General features: G+C 60.2%; 15 protein-coding genes. 13 read left to right on the top strand and 2 right to left on the bottom strand.

The genetic code is table 11. The features are described 5' to 3' along the window. Positions 1-7: 7 nt before the first annotated feature. Positions 8-730, bottom strand: a complete 723-nt coding sequence (locus tag DW796_RS00520; protein WP_117770296.1) for a GntR family transcriptional regulator — start codon at positions 728-730, stop codon at positions 8-10. 205 nt (positions 731-935) lie between these two features. On the opposite strand from DW796_RS00520, the gene DW796_RS00515 reads away from it, so the two are divergent. The 12 genes from DW796_RS00515 (at position 936) to DW796_RS00460 (ending at position 14424) form a co-directional block, all read left to right on the top strand. Beyond that, entirely contained in the window at positions 936-1928 is a 993-nt protein-coding gene (locus DW796_RS00515; protein WP_118093945.1) for an SIS domain-containing protein, read from the top strand. A 293-nt stretch (positions 1929-2221) separates the two neighbouring features. Continuing rightward, on the top strand, positions 2222-3304 hold the full coding sequence (locus DW796_RS00510; protein ID WP_118093944.1) for a DMT family transporter: 1083 nt from the start codon (positions 2222-2224) through the stop codon (positions 3302-3304). 183 nt (positions 3305-3487) lie between these two features. Then, on the top strand, positions 3488-4411 hold the full coding sequence (locus DW796_RS00505) for a PTS mannose/fructose/sorbose transporter subunit IIAB (RefSeq protein ID WP_118093943.1): 924 nt from the start codon (positions 3488-3490) through the stop codon (positions 4409-4411). Between the two features lie 36 nt (positions 4412-4447). Next, positions 4448-5242: a PTS sugar transporter subunit IIC gene (locus tag DW796_RS00500; RefSeq protein ID WP_006235136.1), complete on the top strand. Its 795-nt coding sequence runs from the start codon at positions 4448-4450 to the stop codon at positions 5240-5242. Positions 5243-5255: 13 nt separating this feature from the next. Continuing rightward, positions 5256-6089, top strand: coding sequence for a PTS system mannose/fructose/sorbose family transporter subunit IID (locus tag DW796_RS00495; RefSeq protein WP_117855153.1), 834 nt, complete (start codon positions 5256-5258; stop codon positions 6087-6089). 198 nt (positions 6090-6287) lie between these two features. After that, positions 6288-7271 carry an SIS domain-containing protein gene (locus DW796_RS00490; RefSeq protein WP_229077274.1) on the top strand — a complete coding sequence of 328 codons (984 nt, stop codon included), beginning with the start codon at positions 6288-6290 and terminating at the stop codon, positions 7269-7271. A gap of 161 nt (positions 7272-7432) precedes the next feature. Next, on the top strand, positions 7433-8062 hold the full coding sequence (locus DW796_RS00485; RefSeq protein ID WP_158567657.1) for an HAD family phosphatase: 630 nt from the start codon (positions 7433-7435) through the stop codon (positions 8060-8062). A gap of 355 nt (positions 8063-8417) precedes the next feature. Further along, positions 8418-9425: a YitT family protein gene (locus DW796_RS00480; protein WP_118093941.1), complete on the top strand. Its 1008-nt coding sequence runs from the start codon at positions 8418-8420 to the stop codon at positions 9423-9425. Between the two features lie 104 nt (positions 9426-9529). Continuing rightward, a complete protein-coding gene (locus DW796_RS00475; RefSeq protein WP_117637428.1) occupies positions 9530-10249 on the top strand; it encodes a GntR family transcriptional regulator in 720 nt (239 codons plus the stop codon). Positions 10250-10579: 330 nt separating this feature from the next. Beyond that, positions 10580-12553 (top strand): ATP-dependent DNA helicase RecQ, encoded by a 1974-nt coding sequence (locus DW796_RS00470; RefSeq protein WP_118093940.1) that lies wholly within the window; start codon positions 10580-10582, stop codon positions 12551-12553. A 2-nt stretch (positions 12554-12555) separates the two neighbouring features. Next, complete coding sequence (locus DW796_RS00465; protein WP_118093939.1) at positions 12556-13311, top strand: GntR family transcriptional regulator; 756 nt, start codon at positions 12556-12558, stop codon at positions 13309-13311. A gap of 144 nt (positions 13312-13455) precedes the next feature. Continuing rightward, positions 13456-14424, top strand: a complete 969-nt coding sequence (locus tag DW796_RS00460) for an SIS domain-containing protein (protein ID WP_118093938.1) — start codon at positions 13456-13458, stop codon at positions 14422-14424. Positions 14425-14557: 133 nt separating this feature from the next. Here the strand turns inward: DW796_RS00460 and DW796_RS00455 are convergent, their stop codons facing one another. Beyond that, positions 14558-15535, bottom strand: coding sequence for an L-lactate dehydrogenase (locus DW796_RS00455; RefSeq protein WP_118093937.1), 978 nt, complete (start codon positions 15533-15535; stop codon positions 14558-14560). Between the two features lie 211 nt (positions 15536-15746). On the opposite strand from DW796_RS00455, the gene metA reads away from it, so the two are divergent. Continuing rightward, entirely contained in the window at positions 15747-16673 is a 927-nt protein-coding gene (gene metA / locus DW796_RS00450; RefSeq protein ID WP_118093936.1) for a homoserine O-succinyltransferase, read from the top strand. Positions 16674-16984: the final 311 nt, after the last annotated feature.

Genomic DNA, 16984 nt, shown 5'->3' with positions numbered 1-16984 from the left:
TGGCAGGTTAGCCGATGGGTTCGGTGTATTTGGCGCGGTCGGTGCGTTGGATGCGCTTGGAGACATGGAGCGGGCGGCCGTCGGTGTCGTAGACGTAGTCGGTGATCAGGATCAGCGCCTGCCCGCGCTCAACGTTGAGCAAAAATGCCTCGTTTTGCGAGGCATAGCACACCTCAAAGGTCTTGTGCCCCTGTGCCGGCGCGCGATGGAATTCCTGGCGCAGCGTGGCGTAGAGCGAACCGTTGATATCGCGATCGATGAGCGACCCAAAGCTTGGCGGCAAATAGGTGGTCTCCAGACACAGCGGCGCATCGTCCAGGTAGCGCAGGCGGACAAGTTTGACGAGCTTGCTGCCCGCGGCGGCGTCAAAGAACTTGGCTATGCTGCCGGCCGCCTTGGCAAAGCCCGAGTCCACGGTGCGCGTGGTGGGCTTCATGCCCTGACCCTGGACCTGTGCCGTATAGCTCGAAAACACCAGGTTGTTCTCGTGGAGCGCGGGCGTGTCGGCCACAAAGGTGCCACGTCCGCGCTCGGTGCGCACCAGGCCCTCGTCAACTAACACCTTAAGCGCGTGGCGCACGGTACTGCGCGACAGCCCCGATTCGTCCATGAGCTCCATCTCGGAGGGCAGCTTGTCTCCGCGTGCGTAGGTGCCGGCGGCGATGCGGTCACGCAGCGTACCCGCCAGACGCTCGTATTGGGCCAAGTTCTTTTTTGACGAAGTGCTCATGCGAACAACCTGTATCTAACTTGTATGCTTACTGAACCAAGCATGTATCCAACATGACAACAAAATCGCTGGTAATGGATTGCCGAAAACTTTACCAGCAATATTTCTAAGACAAATATAGCATACAACTAGTCGACATAACCAAAACGTGTATGTAACTTGTATGCCATCGAGAGCATCAAACGAGAAGAAAGGCTGATGCACGATGACTACTCAGGAACAGGTTAAGGACGTCGTCTCCCAGGTTTTGGCTGACAAGGCAGACAAGGGCGGCATCAAGCGCGTCGTGTGGATCGGCGCCGGCGGATCCAACGGCGGCAACTATCCTGCCCAGTACTTTATGGAGCACGAGGCCACGCAGGTCGTGAGCTCCAGCTACACCAGCAACGAGTTCGTGCACGCCACCCCGGCCTACGTCAACGAGAACGCCCTGGCCGTCGTCGTGTCCATGCGCGGCACCAAGGAGACCATCGTCGCCGCCCAGGTCGCCAAGGACCACGGCGCCAGCACCATCGCCATCTATGTTGACGAGTCCGGCCTCACCGAGGTCTGCGACTACAAGATCCAGTACGACAGCCTGGCCATCGACGAGTCCTGCATGGGCCGCACCAACTCCGCCGTCGTGACCATGATTGCTATGGAGCTTACGCAGCAGACCGAGGGCTATGCCGAGTACGAGACCGCTATGGCCGCCTTCGACTTGGTCGACCCCATCTATCGCAAGGCTGTCGAGTACACCCATCCGCTCGCTGCCAAGTGGGCCGAGCAGAACGCCGACAAGCCCTGCATCAACGTTATGGCTCAGGGCCCGCTCTTTGGTGCCGCCTACGTCTTTAGCATCTGCAACGTGCAGGAGATGCTGCAGATCGACTCTTGCACCATCAACACCTGCGACTTCTTCCACGGTCCCTTCGAGATCCTGGACAAGCGTACCTCGCTGTTCCAGCTCATCAGCGTCGGCCGCAGCCGCTGCAACGACGAGCGCGGCATTCGCTTTGTCAACCAGTACGGTGGCGAGCGCGTCTACCAGCTCGACGCTAAGGAGCTCGGCCTCAACGACATCAAGGACAGCGTGAGCGAGTACTTCAACCACCTGATCTTTGCCCCGATCCTCAACAACGTCTACATGCGTGCGCTCTCCGCCGTCACCCACAAGGACTACATGACGCGCCGTTACATGTGGAAGCTTGAGTATTAGTTACGGCGTTTTACCAAACGCCGTAACCGCTCGACGCTGCAAACCCGCCAGAGCGGCAATCTGCCTTTCAGCTTCGGCGGCATGACCAGAAGGTCAATGCCGCCTCGTTTCAAGGCACCTTGCTCGCTCTGGCGGGTTTTCGCTGACATTGCCAAAACATCGACGATACCGTGGCTGGCGGGACACTCCCTTTGTCTAGAGATTTCCCGTTTGCCGATTTGTGCCTTGAAAAATGTATATAACGACTATAACGTAGTGTGAAACATATTGGAAACAATACCGAGGAGGCTGCGTTGAAGAAAAGCAATCTGGGCTATGTGCTGGTGCTGATCGCCGCGCTTATGTGGGGCAGCATCGGAATCTTTGTAAACGGCATCTCGGCCATGGGCGTTACGTCCCAGAGTATGGCTGCCTTTCGCTTGTTGGTCGGAGCGCTTATCTTGGCGCCGGTCCTGATGTTTATGGGCTGCCGTCCGGGTGAGGGGTCTACCGTGGCTCAGGGTCCGCTGGCCCTGTTCAAGGCAAGCCCTAAAGAGCTTGTTCCCTGCGCGCTTGTCGGTATCGTCGGTTTGGCCGCCGCCAACACTTGCTATTACGAGTGTATGGGCGAGGTGGGCATGTCCACGGCCTCGGTGCTGCTCTATACCTCGCCGGTGTTTGGCGTCGTGCTCGGCCGCGTGCTTTATCGCGAGGATGTGACCCCCAACAAGCTCGTTGCCATCGCTTTTAACATAGGGGGCTGTGTACTTGCAGTAACTAATGGCGACCTTTCCGGTTTCCATTTTTCGGTTTGGGGCGTCACGTCGGGCGTGATTGCAGGCTTTTGTGGGGCGTCGCTCGCGGTGTTTAGCCGGATAGCAACCAAGACGGTCCACCCGCTGGCTGTCACGTTTTGGGGCCTTGTTTTTGGCGGTGCGGTTATGGCGGCTATCGCGGCTCCGTGGCCGGATGTCGCCGCGGCAATGTCGCCACAGCTGCTGCTGCTGTTCCTTGGCTTTGGACTCATCCCCACAGCCGTGGCTTACATCTTATATATGCAGGGTCTGTCCATGGGGCTCGAGACATCGAAAGTTCCCGTCGTAATGTCTTTCGAGACGGTCGTCACCGTACTGGTGGGCATTGGTGTCTATGCCGAGTCCGCCGGCGCGATCAAGGTCCTGGGTATTGTGCTGGTGCTCATGTCCATCCTGATTATGAACACCGACTTCTCCAAGCTGCGCAACAGTGTATTTGTCGGTCATGTCGCTGAGAGCATGACCTTTAAGCCCAACGCGTGGTGGACGGAGAAAACGCAGGACATGGATCTGTTTAAGGAGCGCACCGGCATCGCGCTGGAACCCACCGTGCAGGAAAGCCCCTGGTACTTCGTGCGATAGGGGATTGCGCGCAGGGTCCGACTTGGGGTTATCCCGCCAGTGCCGGCCTCCCCAGCCCCAACGTTTCAAGTGCGTTAAACCCGCCAACGGTCGTTTTTCACCCGCGAACGGTTTATATACTAATTATCAATATAAGCAACGTATAAGACGTTATAATGACCATAACGAAAAGGAGGAGGCAAGATGAATCAGATCATTCTCGCATCTCATGGCGGCCTGGCCGCAGGCGCCAAAGACACGCTCGAGATGGTTCTCGGCGACGTGTCGAACGTCCACGTCGTGTCGCTTGCTCGTGACGACAAGGAGCCCATCACCAATAAGGTTGAGGCTATGATCGCCACGTTCAACGCGGACGACACCGTGTATGTGCTAACCGATATGCTCGGTAGCTCGGTCAACAACAACATGGTCGAGCTTTCCAAGAACGGCACGAAGTTCACGGTTGTCAGCGGTTTCAATATCCCGCTGGCGCTCACGCTCGCTATGAGCCCCGTCCCCGTCAAGGGTGCCGAGCTCGCGGCCCTCATCAACGAGGCCCGCACCGGTCTGACCAACCCCAACGCACCGGTCGAGGTGGCCGCGGCTCCCGCCAAGAAGGCCAAGGCGTCCCGTCACAGCTCCGGTCCCGCCAAGATCGTCCTCGCGCGTCTTGACTACCGTCTGCTGCACGGCCAGGTCGTCTTTACCTGGACCACTAAGGTCCAGGCTGAGCGCATCATCGTCGTCGACAACGCTGCCGCCAACGATGACATCAAGAAGGGCGCCCTTAAGCTGGCCAAGCCCCAGGGCGTGCGCCTGAACGTCTTCACCGTCGAGCGTGCCCTCGCCAAGATGGACAAGCTCAACACCCTCGGCGAGCGCGTCATGTTCGTCTTTGGCAACACGGCCGAGATGCTGCAGTTCTGCCAGGGCTACAAGCTCGACGCCATCAACCTGGGCGCCACCGCCAACCACGACGGTGCCGATCAGATTGGCGGCAAGGACAGCTCCGTCTTCCTCGACGCCACCCAGAAGGCCGACGTCAACCAGCTGCTCGACATGGGCATCAAGCTCTACGTCCAGCAGACCCCTACGTATCAGAGCGTCGACATCGACGCCAAGCTGTAATCAACCAGGCTTTTGCCTGACTGAAAGGAGAAGGGTATGAATACGTTCATCAGTGCGGTGCTCGTCGGCCTCGTCGGCGTGTTCTGCATGTGGGACTCCCGCCTGCTCGGTCGTCTTAACTTCGAGCAGCCCCTCGTTGGCGCTACGCTCGTCGGTCTGCTGCTGGGCGATGTACCCACCGGCCTTGCCGTCGGTGCCGCCGTCGAGCTCGTGTCCATGGGCCTGGTGCAGGTCGGCGCCGCCGTTCCGCCCGATATGGTCCTGGGCGGCATCGTGGCCGCTGCCTTTGCGTGCCTGACCGATGCTTCCGCCGAGACCGCCATGACGATTGCCATCCCGGTCGCCGTCCTGGGTCAGCTCCTCGGCATCGTGTTCCGTTCCATCATCGCCGCCCTCACCCATGTGGCAGATAGCGCGATCGATAACGGAAAGTTCAAGACCGCTTACCGTATGCACATCTGCGCCGGCTCCGGTCTGTACGCCGTCATGTACTTCCTGCCGATCTTCCTCGCCGTCTTTGTTGGCACCGACTTGGTTCAGGCCATCGTCAACATGGTTCCCGAGTGGCTGTCCACTGGTCTTAACGTTTCGACCAAGATCATGACCGCCTACGGCTTGGCCCTGCTGCTCACCATGATGATCAAGAAGGGTATGACTCCGTTCCTGTTCATCGGTTTCCTGCTCGCCGCTTACCTCAACCTGTCCGTCATCGCGGTCGCTCTGATCGGTGTGTGCCTGGCTGTCGTCTTCATGGGCTTCAAGTTCAACGGTTCCCATGCAGCCGCCGGTGTCGATTCCGACTACGATCCGCTCGAAGACGACGAAGACTAAGGAGGAACACACTATGGCAACCGCAACCAAGGACGTGTCCCTGAACAAGAAGGTCAGCCAGTTCTTCTGGCGCTCCTGGGCCATCCAGGCCTCTTGGAACTACGAGCGTCAGATGAACATGGGCTTCCTCTACGGCATGGTTCCCACGCTCGATCGCCTCTATCCGGATGAGTCCGACCCCAAGCAGCTCGCTGCTAAGAAAGAGGCTTACCACCGTCACATGGCGTTCTACAACTGCACCCCGCAGACGAGCGCTTTTGTCCTGGGCCTCGCCGCCTCCATGGAGGAGGAGTACGCCAAGGATCCCGAGAACTTCGATCCCGATTCGATCAACGCGGTCAAGACATCCCTCATGGGTCCGCTTTCCGGCATCGGTGACTCCTTCTTCCAGGGCACCATCCGCGTTATCGCCTTTGGCCTGGGCGTTCAGCTGGCTCAGCAGGGCTCCATCATGGGCCCGATCCTGGCCATGCTCATCTCCATCGTCCCCTCTGTGCTGATCACTTGGTTCGCAGCCAAGATGGGCTATCAGGGCGGCCACGAGTACCTGAGCAAGCTTCAGGGCGGCGACCTCATGGAGAAGCTCATGTATGTCTGCGGCATCGTGGGTCTTATGTCCGTGGGCGGCATGATCGCTACGCTGATCGGCGCCACCACCCCGCTGCAGTTCGCTGACGGCACCGTCGTGATCCAGGACATCCTGGACGGCATGATGCCTCAGATGATCTCCCTTGGCCTCACCGGCCTTATGTACTGGCTCATCAAGAAGAACGTCAACACCGGTTGGCTTCTCGTGATCGCCATCGTGGGCGGCATCGCCCTCTCCGCGGCCGGCATCCTGGCCTAGTCGCGACTAAGCGCCTAACCGCTTTCCCCCGGGAGCCTGCCTGGCATCCCATACCCCAGACAGGCTTCCATCCCTAAATGTGTCAAAGGGACAGTCCCTTTGACACATCCTCAACGGGCCGGCGACTCGGTCCAAATCACGGTAACCCTGCGTGCGTCCGGCAATGTGGCGTCGCAAAAATCGAAAGGAATGTGTCAGATGTACGAGATCGACCTTAACCTCCCTAAGCAGATCGTCGCTGACGTCCTGTCCAACCACGAGATTCACAGCGTTGCCTTCGTCGGCTGCGGCGCTTCCATGTCCGACCTTTACCCCGCCAAGTACTTCCTGGCCAACAACACGGACAAGCTGAACGTTCAGATCTTCACCGCTAACGAGTTCAACTACGACACGCCTTCCTGGGTCAACGAGCACACCTTCGTGATCACCTGCTCCCTCGGTGGCTCCACGCCCGAGACCGTCGAGGCCAACAAGACCGCCAAGAAGCACAACTGCCCGGTCGTCTCCCTCACCAACAAGGCTGGCTCCGCTCTGACTGTCGACGCCGACCACGTCATCGTCCACGGCTTCCACGCCAACTACGCTGCCAAGTGCGAGAAGCCCGGCTATGCCATCGCTCTTGCTCTCGAGATCCTTCAGCAGACCGAGGGCTATGACCACTACGAGGACATGATCACCGGCCTCACCAACGTTTTCGATCTCTGCGAGAACGCCGCTCAGCACTGCAAGAAGCTCGCCAAGAAGTTCGCCGAGGACTTCAAGGACGACAAGATGATCTACTTCATGGCTTCCGGTGCCTCCGAGAAGATGGCTTATTCTCACGCCGCCTTCCTGTTCACCGAGATGCAGTGGATCGACGCCGCCGCCTACAACACCGGCGAGTACTTCCACGGCCCGTTCGAGGTTTCCACCGAGGGTAAGCCCTACGTCTTCTTCATGTCCGATGGTGCTACCCGTCCGATGGACGCCCGCGCCCTCACCTTCCTTGAGCGCATGGGCGCCAAGGTCGCTCTGATCGACTCCAAGGACTACGGCCTGGCTGACGCCGTGCCCGCGAGCGTCATCACCTACTTCAACCCGCTGCTGCACCTCGCCGTTATGCGCGAGTACGGCAACCAGATCGCCGAGGCCCGTCAGCACCCGCTGACCATGCGTCGCTACATGTGGAAGCTTTCCTACTAATCACAAGTAAGTAGACCTTACGGGTTGATTGAGAGGGGATGGGGTTTGCGCCCCGTCTCCTTTTTTCCTTTGGGGGGGGGCGTGTTCGTCGCGCCGCAAAACCCCAGATAATACCTACCAAAATGAACCTGTCCCTTTTTGGCAGGTGGGAGGAGATGCGTATGATCAAGGCAGTGCTGTTTGACATGGACGGCGTGCTGGTCGATACCGAGTGGTTCTACAACCGTCGCCGCGTGGCATTTATGGAAGAGAAGGGCTTCCACTTTGACGAGATCCCCGATCTTTCGGGGTCTAACGAGCCTGCCATTTGGGAGGCGCTGGTGCCTGACGATATTGAGCTGCGCGAGCGCCTGCGCGTGGAGTACAAGCAGGTCTACAGCCCGGACCACCCCGTTCCGTATGCCGAGCTGCTCAACGAGCAGACGGAGCCGGTGATGCGTGAGCTGCACGAGCGCGGCGTGAAGTGCGCCATCGCAAGCTCATCCTATCGCGAGCTCATTGACGAGCTGGTGGAGATTGCCGGTATCGCCGACGTGCTGGACTACACCATCAGCGGGCACGAGTGCAGTGCGTTTAAGCCCGACCCCGAGATCTACCTGCGTGCCATGAAGGCGCTGGGAGTTGACCCCGCCGAGTGCCTGGTTATCGAGGACTCGCCTTTGGGTATCGAGGCCGGCAAGCGCTCCGGCGCCCGCGTCCTGGCACTGCGTCCGCATGAGGGCGTCAACCTGGACCAGTCCGCCGCCGACGTCGTCATCGACAACCTGAGCGACATTTTGGCCGCTCTGTAGTGTCAATCCACCGCGAGAAGCACTGGTTCACGCGTCATTTGCTGCAGATTGGCTTAATTTGGCATCAATTTAGATCCGTTTGGCTTCGATTCGGGCTAAGTGAGTAGACTTTTTGGCGCAGGCCGAGCACAAAGCGTTTCTGACTTAGTAAAACCGCAGGTCACAGAGGTGGCTGTTATTGGCTGTGCTCGGGAGGTCGCGAAAAGTCTACTCACTTAGAATTTGGGCCTTTGGTTGTGGGGTCACCGGTCCCGTTTTGGTTGTCGAGAGAGGGTGAATTGAGGCGCCCTCTGTCGCTCCATGCTACAATCGCCGACATGCCCCACAACTACATCTGCCTTCGAAGGGAGCCTACGTGGCGAACGCCATCGATCAGCTCACGGACCGCGTGCTCGTGCTCGGCCGCCTTACCATCGTCCGCCGCGCTATTACCGCTGTGGCGGTCACCATTTCTGCCGTTCTCCAGACATTTCTGATCCAGGCGTTCATTCGGCCCGCCGACTTGCTTCCGAGCGGCCTTACCGGCGTCGCGGTCCTGCTCGATCGCGTTACCTCGCTCGGTGGCGTTCACATCGACATCTCGCTCGGTATGCTTGCGCTCAACATTCCCGTGGCGCTCCTATGCTGGAGCGGCATTAGCAAGCGCTTCGTCATCTTCTCGATGATGCAGGTCGTGCTCTCGTCGCTGTTCCTCAACGTCTTTCACTTCGCGCCGTTTTTGGGCGACAAGATCATGCTCATCATTTTTGGCGGCGTGGTCTCGGGTCTGGGCGCTGCCATTGCGCTAAAGTCTGGCGCATCCACCGGCGGCACCGACTTTATCGCGCTGTGGGTTTCCAACCACACGGGCAAGACCATCTGGGGCGTCATCTTTGGTTTCAACTGCTTTATCCTGGCGATCTTCGGTTTCATGTTTGGCTGGGACAAAGCGGCGTATTCCATCGTGTTCCAGTTTATTTCGACCAAGACCATCGACAGTTTCTATCGTCGCTACGACCGCGTGACGCTGCAGATCACGACGCGCAAGGCAGACGAGGTCATGACCGCCTATGTTGACCATTTTCAGCACGGCATTAGTTGCGCCGAGGTCATCGGCGGATATAGCCGCGAAAAGATGTACCTGCTGCACGCCGTTGTCTCGACCTACGAGAGCCAGGACATTATCAAGCTGGTGTGCGACATTGATCCCGGTGCCGTGATCAACGTGTTCCACACGCTCAGCTTTGTGGGCGGCTGGTGGGGTGGTCATGTCGACGAGCCCATGCCCACGGCCGTTCCCGATCCCGACAAGCCCGCACGCATGGCCAGCAGGCAGGCGCGCCTCAGCGAGCAGGACAGTCTGCAACAGGACGACGGCAAGTAAGGTTTTGCTGTATGTGGTGTATCGTTTTATCCAACTGAGGTAACATATAAAAAGACGTTATATACGTATTAGTTATTTTGATATTTCGATAAGAGTGATTAGATATGCCTGCGCCCAAAAATGCACCGCTTTACCAGCAGATTTACGACGAAATCAAGGATGCGATCGAGAAAGGTGTTTATGCACCCAAGGAGCGTATTCCGTCCGAGCTCGAGCTAGCCGAGCAGTACGAGGTGAGCCGAATTACGGTGCGCCGCGCCGTCGAGGAGTTGTGCTCCGATGGCTACCTGGTTAAGCAGCAGGGCCGCGGCACCTTTGTTTCCACGCCGCACATCAATCGCCAGTTTCACGCCTCGACGCTGCAGACGTTTACCGCGCTGTGTGCCGACAACGGCATGAAGGCGGGCGCACATGTGATCGATCGTCAGATTGTTCCGGCGCGCCAAAACGAGATGGAGTTCTTTGGCCTGCAGAAGGATGCGCTGCTGCTGCATATCAAGCGCGTGCGTACGGCCGACGGCGAGCCCATCTTTGAGGAGAACATTTTTGTGCCGTTTGACGCTTACCGTGAGCTGTTGACGGCCGATCTTGAGGACAAGTCGATTTTTGCCGAGGTCGAGCGTGTTGGCGGAACGCCGATTGTCTCGGTTGGCTACCGCACGGTCGAGGCCGTTCGCGCCAACGCCGAGCAGGCCGCCGAGCTGGGCATTGCCCCGCACGACCCGCTGCTCAACCTGCGTGCCGGCTTTATCGGCCCCAATGGCGAGCCGGTTTTGATGGGTAAGCAGTACTACGTGGGATCGCGCTACGTTATGGTCATGTAAGTTACGCGGTTTTACCAAACCGCGTAACTAGTCGACGCTGCATACGCCCCTAAGCGGCAATCTGACGTTCAATCGTCGGTCGCGTACCGAAGTACGCTTCCCTCCTCTTTCACGTCACCTTGCTCGCTTAGGGGCGTTTTCGCTGACTTATGCTCAACCAGCGACGTTTCCGCGCCTGTCAGGGTAGTCATTGGGGACGTTCTTAAACGACTAGTCATTCAAGAACGTCCCCAATGACTACCCGCAGAATGAGCGTGGCTGGCAGCAGCCCGGCATCGGTCCGCGTGGCGGCGTATAATCGGCGGCAGATGACTTGGACGTTAGGAAACCATGATCGATAGCATGCAGCAGATGGCGCTCGACACGCTCGGCGCCTATTTTGGCTACACCTCGTTTCGCCCGGGGCAGGACCGCATGGTCGATGCGATCCTTGGCGGCCGCGACGCGCTGGGCGTTATGCCCACGGGCGCCGGCAAGTCCATTTGCTACCAGGTGCCCGCGCTCATGCTGCCTGGCATCACCTTTGTGGTGAGCCCGCTGCTGTCGCTTATGGAGGACCAGACCCGCGCGCTGCTCGCGGCGGGTGCACGCCCCAGCTATCTCAACTCCAGCCTTACTCCGGCCCAGCAAAACACCGTGCTCAAGCGGGCGCGCGAGGGTCGCTACCAGCTTATGTACGTGGCGCCCGAGCGCCTGCTCGAGCCGCGCTTTTTAGCCTTTGTGCAGGAGGCCGCGGCGGACGGCGGCATCGGCGTGCCGCTCGTGGCCATTGACGAGGCCCACTGCGTAAGCCAATGGGGCCAGGATTTCCGCCCCGCCTACCTGCAGATTCGCGAGTTCATCGATTCCCTGCCGCAGCGCCCCATCGTGGCGGCCTTTACCGCTACGGCGACCGAGCGCGTGCGTGCTGACATTCAGCAGATGCTCGGCCTGCAAAACCCCGCGTGCGTGGTGACGGGCTTCGATCGCAAGAACCTCTACTTTGGCTGCGAGGAGATGGGCGACAAGGCTAAGGCCGCCTGGGTGCGCGACTATGTGATCGCGCATTCGAGCGAGAGCGGTATCGTGTATTGCTCGACCCGCAAGACCGTCGATGCGCTCGCGAGCGAGCTTGCCGAGGCGCTGGGCCCCAGCGGCATTCGCGTTGGTCGCTACCATGCCGGCATGGGCAACGACGCCCGTCGCCAAAGCCAGCGCGCTTTTATCGACGACGATATTCAGGTGATGGTCGCCACCAACGCCTTTGGCATGGGCATTGACAAGCCCAACGTGCGCTACGTCATCCATAACAACGTGCCCGAGAGCATCGAGGCCTACTATCAGGAGGCAGGTCGCGCCGGCCGCGATGGCGATCCTGCCAGCTGTCACCTGCTGTGGAATGGCAACGATTTTCGCATGCGGCGATTTTTGATCGACCGCGGCGATGCGGCCGACGAGGCGCTCGACGATGAGCAGCGCGCGTGGGCGCTCCAGAATCGATACCGCCTGCTCAGCCAGATGGAAGGCTACTGCAATACCACCGGCTGCCTGCGCGAATACATGCTGCGCTACTTTGGCGACGAGGCCGCGGCCGAGCATGCGGCCGTAGGCGGCGCTGTCACGGACGACGCCGAGGGCTGCGACAACTGCAGCAACTGCCTCACGCAGTTCGAGGTCGAGGACGTCACCGATATGGCCCGCGCCACCGTGCGCTATGTGGCCACGCGGCCCATGCGCTTTGGCAAGTCGCTCATCGCCGATGTGCTTCACGGCGGCAACACCGAGCGCATTCGCCAGATGCATCTGGACGAGGGCCGCGGCTACGGTGAACTGTCGAGCGAATCGGTCGGGCGCATCAAGGACATCATCGGCCAGCTGTGCGGCCGCGGTTATTTGGCAACCTCGCAGGGGCAGTACCCGGTCGTGGGCCTGGGTCCGCGTGCCGGCGAGGTCGAAGAGGAGGCGTTTGCCTTTACCGTTAAGCGCCGTGCGTCCAAGCGCAAGGCCTCGGCCCGCGCTCGCCGTGCGGTGGATCTGCTGCGCGAGGAGGCCGAGCTGGATCAGCGCCCGCGCGTGGGCGACGATGCCGAGCTATTTGAGCGCCTGCGTGCCCTGCGCAAGGAAATCTCGACCGAGCTCGAGATGGCGCCGTACATGGTCTTTTCCGACAAGGCCCTGCGCGGTCTGTGTCGCCTGCGCCCGCAGACACGCGACGAGCTTATCCAGGTCAACGGCATCGGCGAGAAAAAGGCAGACGCCTTTGGCGAGCAGTTTATGGCGGCGATTGAAGAGTTTGAGTCCGAGCATGCGCGAGATGGAGCGTAACGATGGCAACTGACGATAAAACCGAGCGCGCTGGCGTATCCGCCGTACCGCTGTACCAGCAGGTCATGGACGACCTGAAGGGCGAGATCGCGCGCGGCGTGTATGCGGCCGGCTCGCGCATTCCTTCCGAGATGGAGCTCGCGAAGTCTTACGGCGTGGGGCGCATTACCGTGCGCCGCGCCATCGAGGAGCTGTCGCGCGCGGGATATCTCAACCGACAGCAGGGGAGGGGCACCTTTGTGTGCGCTCCCAAGCTCAAGCGCAAGATTGTCCAGAAAGGCGACGTCCAGAGCTTTACTGAGGGCTGTGCCGCCAACGACATGGTGGCCGGAGCACGCTTGGTGTCGCGCACGGTGGTCGAGGCGACGCGCGAGGACGCGGCTTTTTTTGGCGTGGAGCCCGGCTGCGAGCTTATCGTGGTCGAGCGCGTGCGCACGGCAGATGGCGTGCCCGTCATGCTCGAGAACAACGCCTTTGTGCTGGCCGATCATCCCTACCTGCAGACGCTGGCCGATAAGGACCTCGCCGATAACTCGATCTTTGCGTTCGTTGCCGAGCATTCGGGCCGCGCACCGCTCAAGTCCGACCCCTGCACCGTGGAGATTGCGCTTGCCGATGCTCAGGCGGCCCCGCTGCTGGAGGTGCCGGTTGGCGAGCCGCTCTTCTATATGGAGGCGTACTTTACCGATGCGGACGGGCGGCCCCTGCTGCTCGGGCGCCAAAAGATCGTGGGCTCGCGCTACTTGTTTGACATCTAACGCCCATAGACAGAACAACATAGAACAAATTTGCTGAAACGACTTCACCTGTGACAGTTCGCATGTTATAAATAGGACAACATAGAACGATCGCAGGTACGAGCTGTCGTCGTTCAAAGCCGCCACACAAGGAGGAGCGTCACGGTGAACGCACACGATCTGATTCAGGAAATTATCGAGCGCAAGGGTAAGATCGAGAACGTCTTTTGGATCGCCTGTGGCGGTTCGATGATCGACCTGATGCCGGCCAACGAGCTGCTCAAGCGCGAGGCCACCACGTTTGCCTCGACGGTCTACACCGCGCGCGAGTTTTGCCTGATGGCCCCCAAGAGCCTGGGGCCGAAGTCGCTCGTCGTCGCCTGCAGCCACAGCGGCAACACGCAGGAGGTCGTCGACGGTTGCGAGATAGCGCTGGCTGCCGGTGCCGAGGTCGTGGCTATGACCGACTATGCGGGCTCCAAGATCGACAACGGCAAGTGGACCACCTGGGTCTATCCGTGGGGCAAGGGCGAGTCGCAGGCCGAGGTCCCGCAGGGCATCGGCGTTCTGATGGCTGCCGAGCTGCTCGACCAGCAGGAAGGCTACGAGGCGCTCGCCGACATGTATGCCGGCCTTAAGCAGATGGACGCGCTGCTGCCCGCCGCCCGCGAGAAGGTCAACGCGGAGCTGGGCGACCGCTTTGCCGAGCTCTGCCAGCAGCACAAGTTCTTCTACATCCTGGGCTCCGGCCCCAACTTTAGCCAGACCTACGCTATGGCCATCTGCTCGCTCATGGAGATGCAGTGGCAGCACTGCTGCTACATCCACTCCGGCGAGTACTTCCACGGCCCCTTCGAGGCCACCGAGCCCGGCGTGTTCTACTTTGTGCAGCTCGGATCGGGCGAGTGCCGTCCCATGGAGGAGCGCGCGCTCGCATTCCTCAACACGCATACCGATACGGTCATGGTGCTCGATGCGCTCGAGTACGGCGTGGGCGAGGTGCCGGCCAGCGTGCGTTCGTTCCTGGAGCCGATCTTCTTCTACGCGATGAGCTGCGAGCTGCGCGCCGCCCGCGGCAAGGTGTTCGACCACAGCCCCAAGGTTCGTCGCTATATGGGTGTCGAGCAGTACTAGGTACCGGGAAAAGTATTCACCTTCGATTCGCAAGGGCGCAGCGCGAGTCAAAAAAGCGGGCCGCGCCGGGGATTTCCGGCGCGGCCCGCTTGGTATCGCGCTTAGATTCGCGAGGTGTCGCGGCAACCGACGCTTACTTGGCGTCGTAAGCCTCGGCATCCCACCAGTCGAGCTGGGCGATGTTGTCGCGGATGTGCTGGCAGCTCTTGTGGAAGCCCTCGAGCTCGTACTCGGACAGGTCGAGCGTGTAGACCTCCTCGACGCCCTCGGCGCCGATCACGCACGGCAGGGAGGTGAAGATGCCCTCCTCGCCATACTGGCCGGTCATGAGCGTGGAGGCGGAAAGCACGGCGTGCTCGTTGTGCAGAACGGCAGCACAGACGCGCGCGGCGGAGTTGGCGACGGCGTACTCGGTGCACTGCTTGCCCCGGTAGGTTACGTAGCCGCCCTTGCGCGCGAGCTCCTCGACCTCCATGTGGTCAAAGGCGTACTTGTCGGGGTTCTCGGCCTGAAGCTCGGTGAGGCTCTTGCCGGCGATGGTTGCGGCCTTAAAGGCAGCCAGCTGGCTAAAGCCGTGCTCGCCGATCATGTAGGCGTCGATGGACTTGGGGCTCACGCCGACCTTCTTGGAGATCTCGGTGCGCAGGCGGGCGGAATCCAGGCCGCAGCCCGAGCCGATGATCTTCTTGGGATCGTAGCCGGTCAGGTGCCACAGCTCGGTGCATACGACGTCGCAGGGGTTGGAGATGCTTACGAAGATGCCGTCGAAGCCGGCGTCGACAATGCGCTTGGCAAAGGTGCGCGCTGCATCGGTGGTATAGAAAAGCTCGCCGTCGCGGCTGCCGGCGGCCAGCGCAACCTTGCCGGCGGCGTTGACGATGACGTCGCAGCAGGCCAGCTCCTCGTAGTGGTCGTAGCAGTTGACGATCTTGGTGTTATACGGGACAAACGAAAGGGAGTCGCGCAGGTCCTGGACCTCAGACGTCACCTTGGCCTCGTTGATATCGCACTGGTACAGCTCGTCGGCAATGCCCTGCATAAGCAGGCTGTTGGCGACATGTGCTCCTACGTGGCCCTGGCCGACCACACCGATCTTACGCGTCTGGTACATATATGTATCCTTTCGGCCGAGTTTTTCGCGTCGAACCATTGTAGCGTCCTGCTGCCACTTTGCTAGGCTAAAGCGTCGTAGATTTTTGGGACATGCGTTAATCTCTACTTTTGGAGTGATTTGGGCCGCCGGCGACATCGCCGGGCGATGTGCTCGCGCGGATGGGGCCGGTCGTTGTACCATAGCTGCAACTGACTCGTAAGGAGCATCCATGCCCATTCGCATCCCCGACGCCCTCCCTGCCGCCGCGCAGCTCGAGAGCGAGAACATCTTTGTCATGACCGAGTACCGCGCACTGCACCAGGACATTCGTCCGCTGCGCGTGCTCATCCTCAACCTCATGCCCACCAAGATTGCCACCGAGACGCAGATCATGCGCAAGCTCTCCAACACGCCGCTGCAGGTGGAGGTGGACCTGCTGCGTACCAAGACGCACGAGGCCACGCACGTGAGCGCCGGCCACCTGGAGACGTTCTATCGCACCTTCGACGACATCCGCGACATCCACTACGACGGCCTGATCATCACGGGCGCGCCGGTGGAGCAGATGCCGTTCGAGGAGGTCGACTACTGGCCCGAGCTCTGCCAGATCATGGATTGGTCCACCACGCACGTGCACTCCACGCTGCACATTTGTTGGGGCGCGCAGGCGGGGCTCTACCATCATTACGGTATCCAGAAGTACGACCTGCCGGCAAAGGCGAGCGGCGTATTTGAGCATTATCTGGTGAAGCCGCAAAGCCCGCTGGTCCGCGGCTTTGACGACCGCTTCTATGCCGTGCATTCGCGCAACACCGATGTGCGCCGCGAGGACGTGGAGGCTGAGCCGCAGCTTGAGGTCGTGGCCGTGTCCGACGAGGTAGGCCTGTATATCGTCAAGTCGACGGACAGTCGTCGCTTCTTTGTCTTTGGCCATCCCGAGTACGATACCGACACGCTGCGCCTGGAGTACGAGCGCGACGTGAAGCGCGGACTCAACCCGGAGGTGCCGGCGCATTACTTCCCAAACGACGACCCCTCGGCCGAGCCGCTCAACATCTGGCGCAGCCAGGCTCAGCTGCTCTACACCAACTGGCTCAACTACTACGTCTACCAGACCACACCCTACGACCTGGCCCGCGCCGGCGAGGAGCACTAGGTCGCGGCCGTGGCCGTGACTGCCGCCGTGGCCGCCGCGTGACGAGCGTGGAAATCCGGACACACGAGCGTGGATAATCGGACGTTTGCAACGTGAGCGTGGATAATCTCCCGTTTTTGGCTCACAAGGGGTCTCAAAGCGGGAGATTTTCCACGCTCATTTTTTCTGCAGCTGCCGTACCGTCGGCATCATCACACGTTGAGTACATGCGGACTACATCGCAAACTAGGTAGTTTCGAGCCACAGCATATTTTCTTTCAATGAAGTCGGTGGCTTTTGAGGCTCAAAATGTGGAGACAGGGACCTCTCGA

Origin of the sequence: Collinsella sp. AM31-2AC, from assembly GCF_003469285.1 — a bacterium.
GTDB classification, from domain to species: Bacteria; Actinomycetota; Coriobacteriia; order Coriobacteriales; family Coriobacteriaceae; genus Collinsella; species Collinsella aerofaciens_AT.
This window is presented reverse-complemented; position numbering and strand designations above follow the sequence as displayed.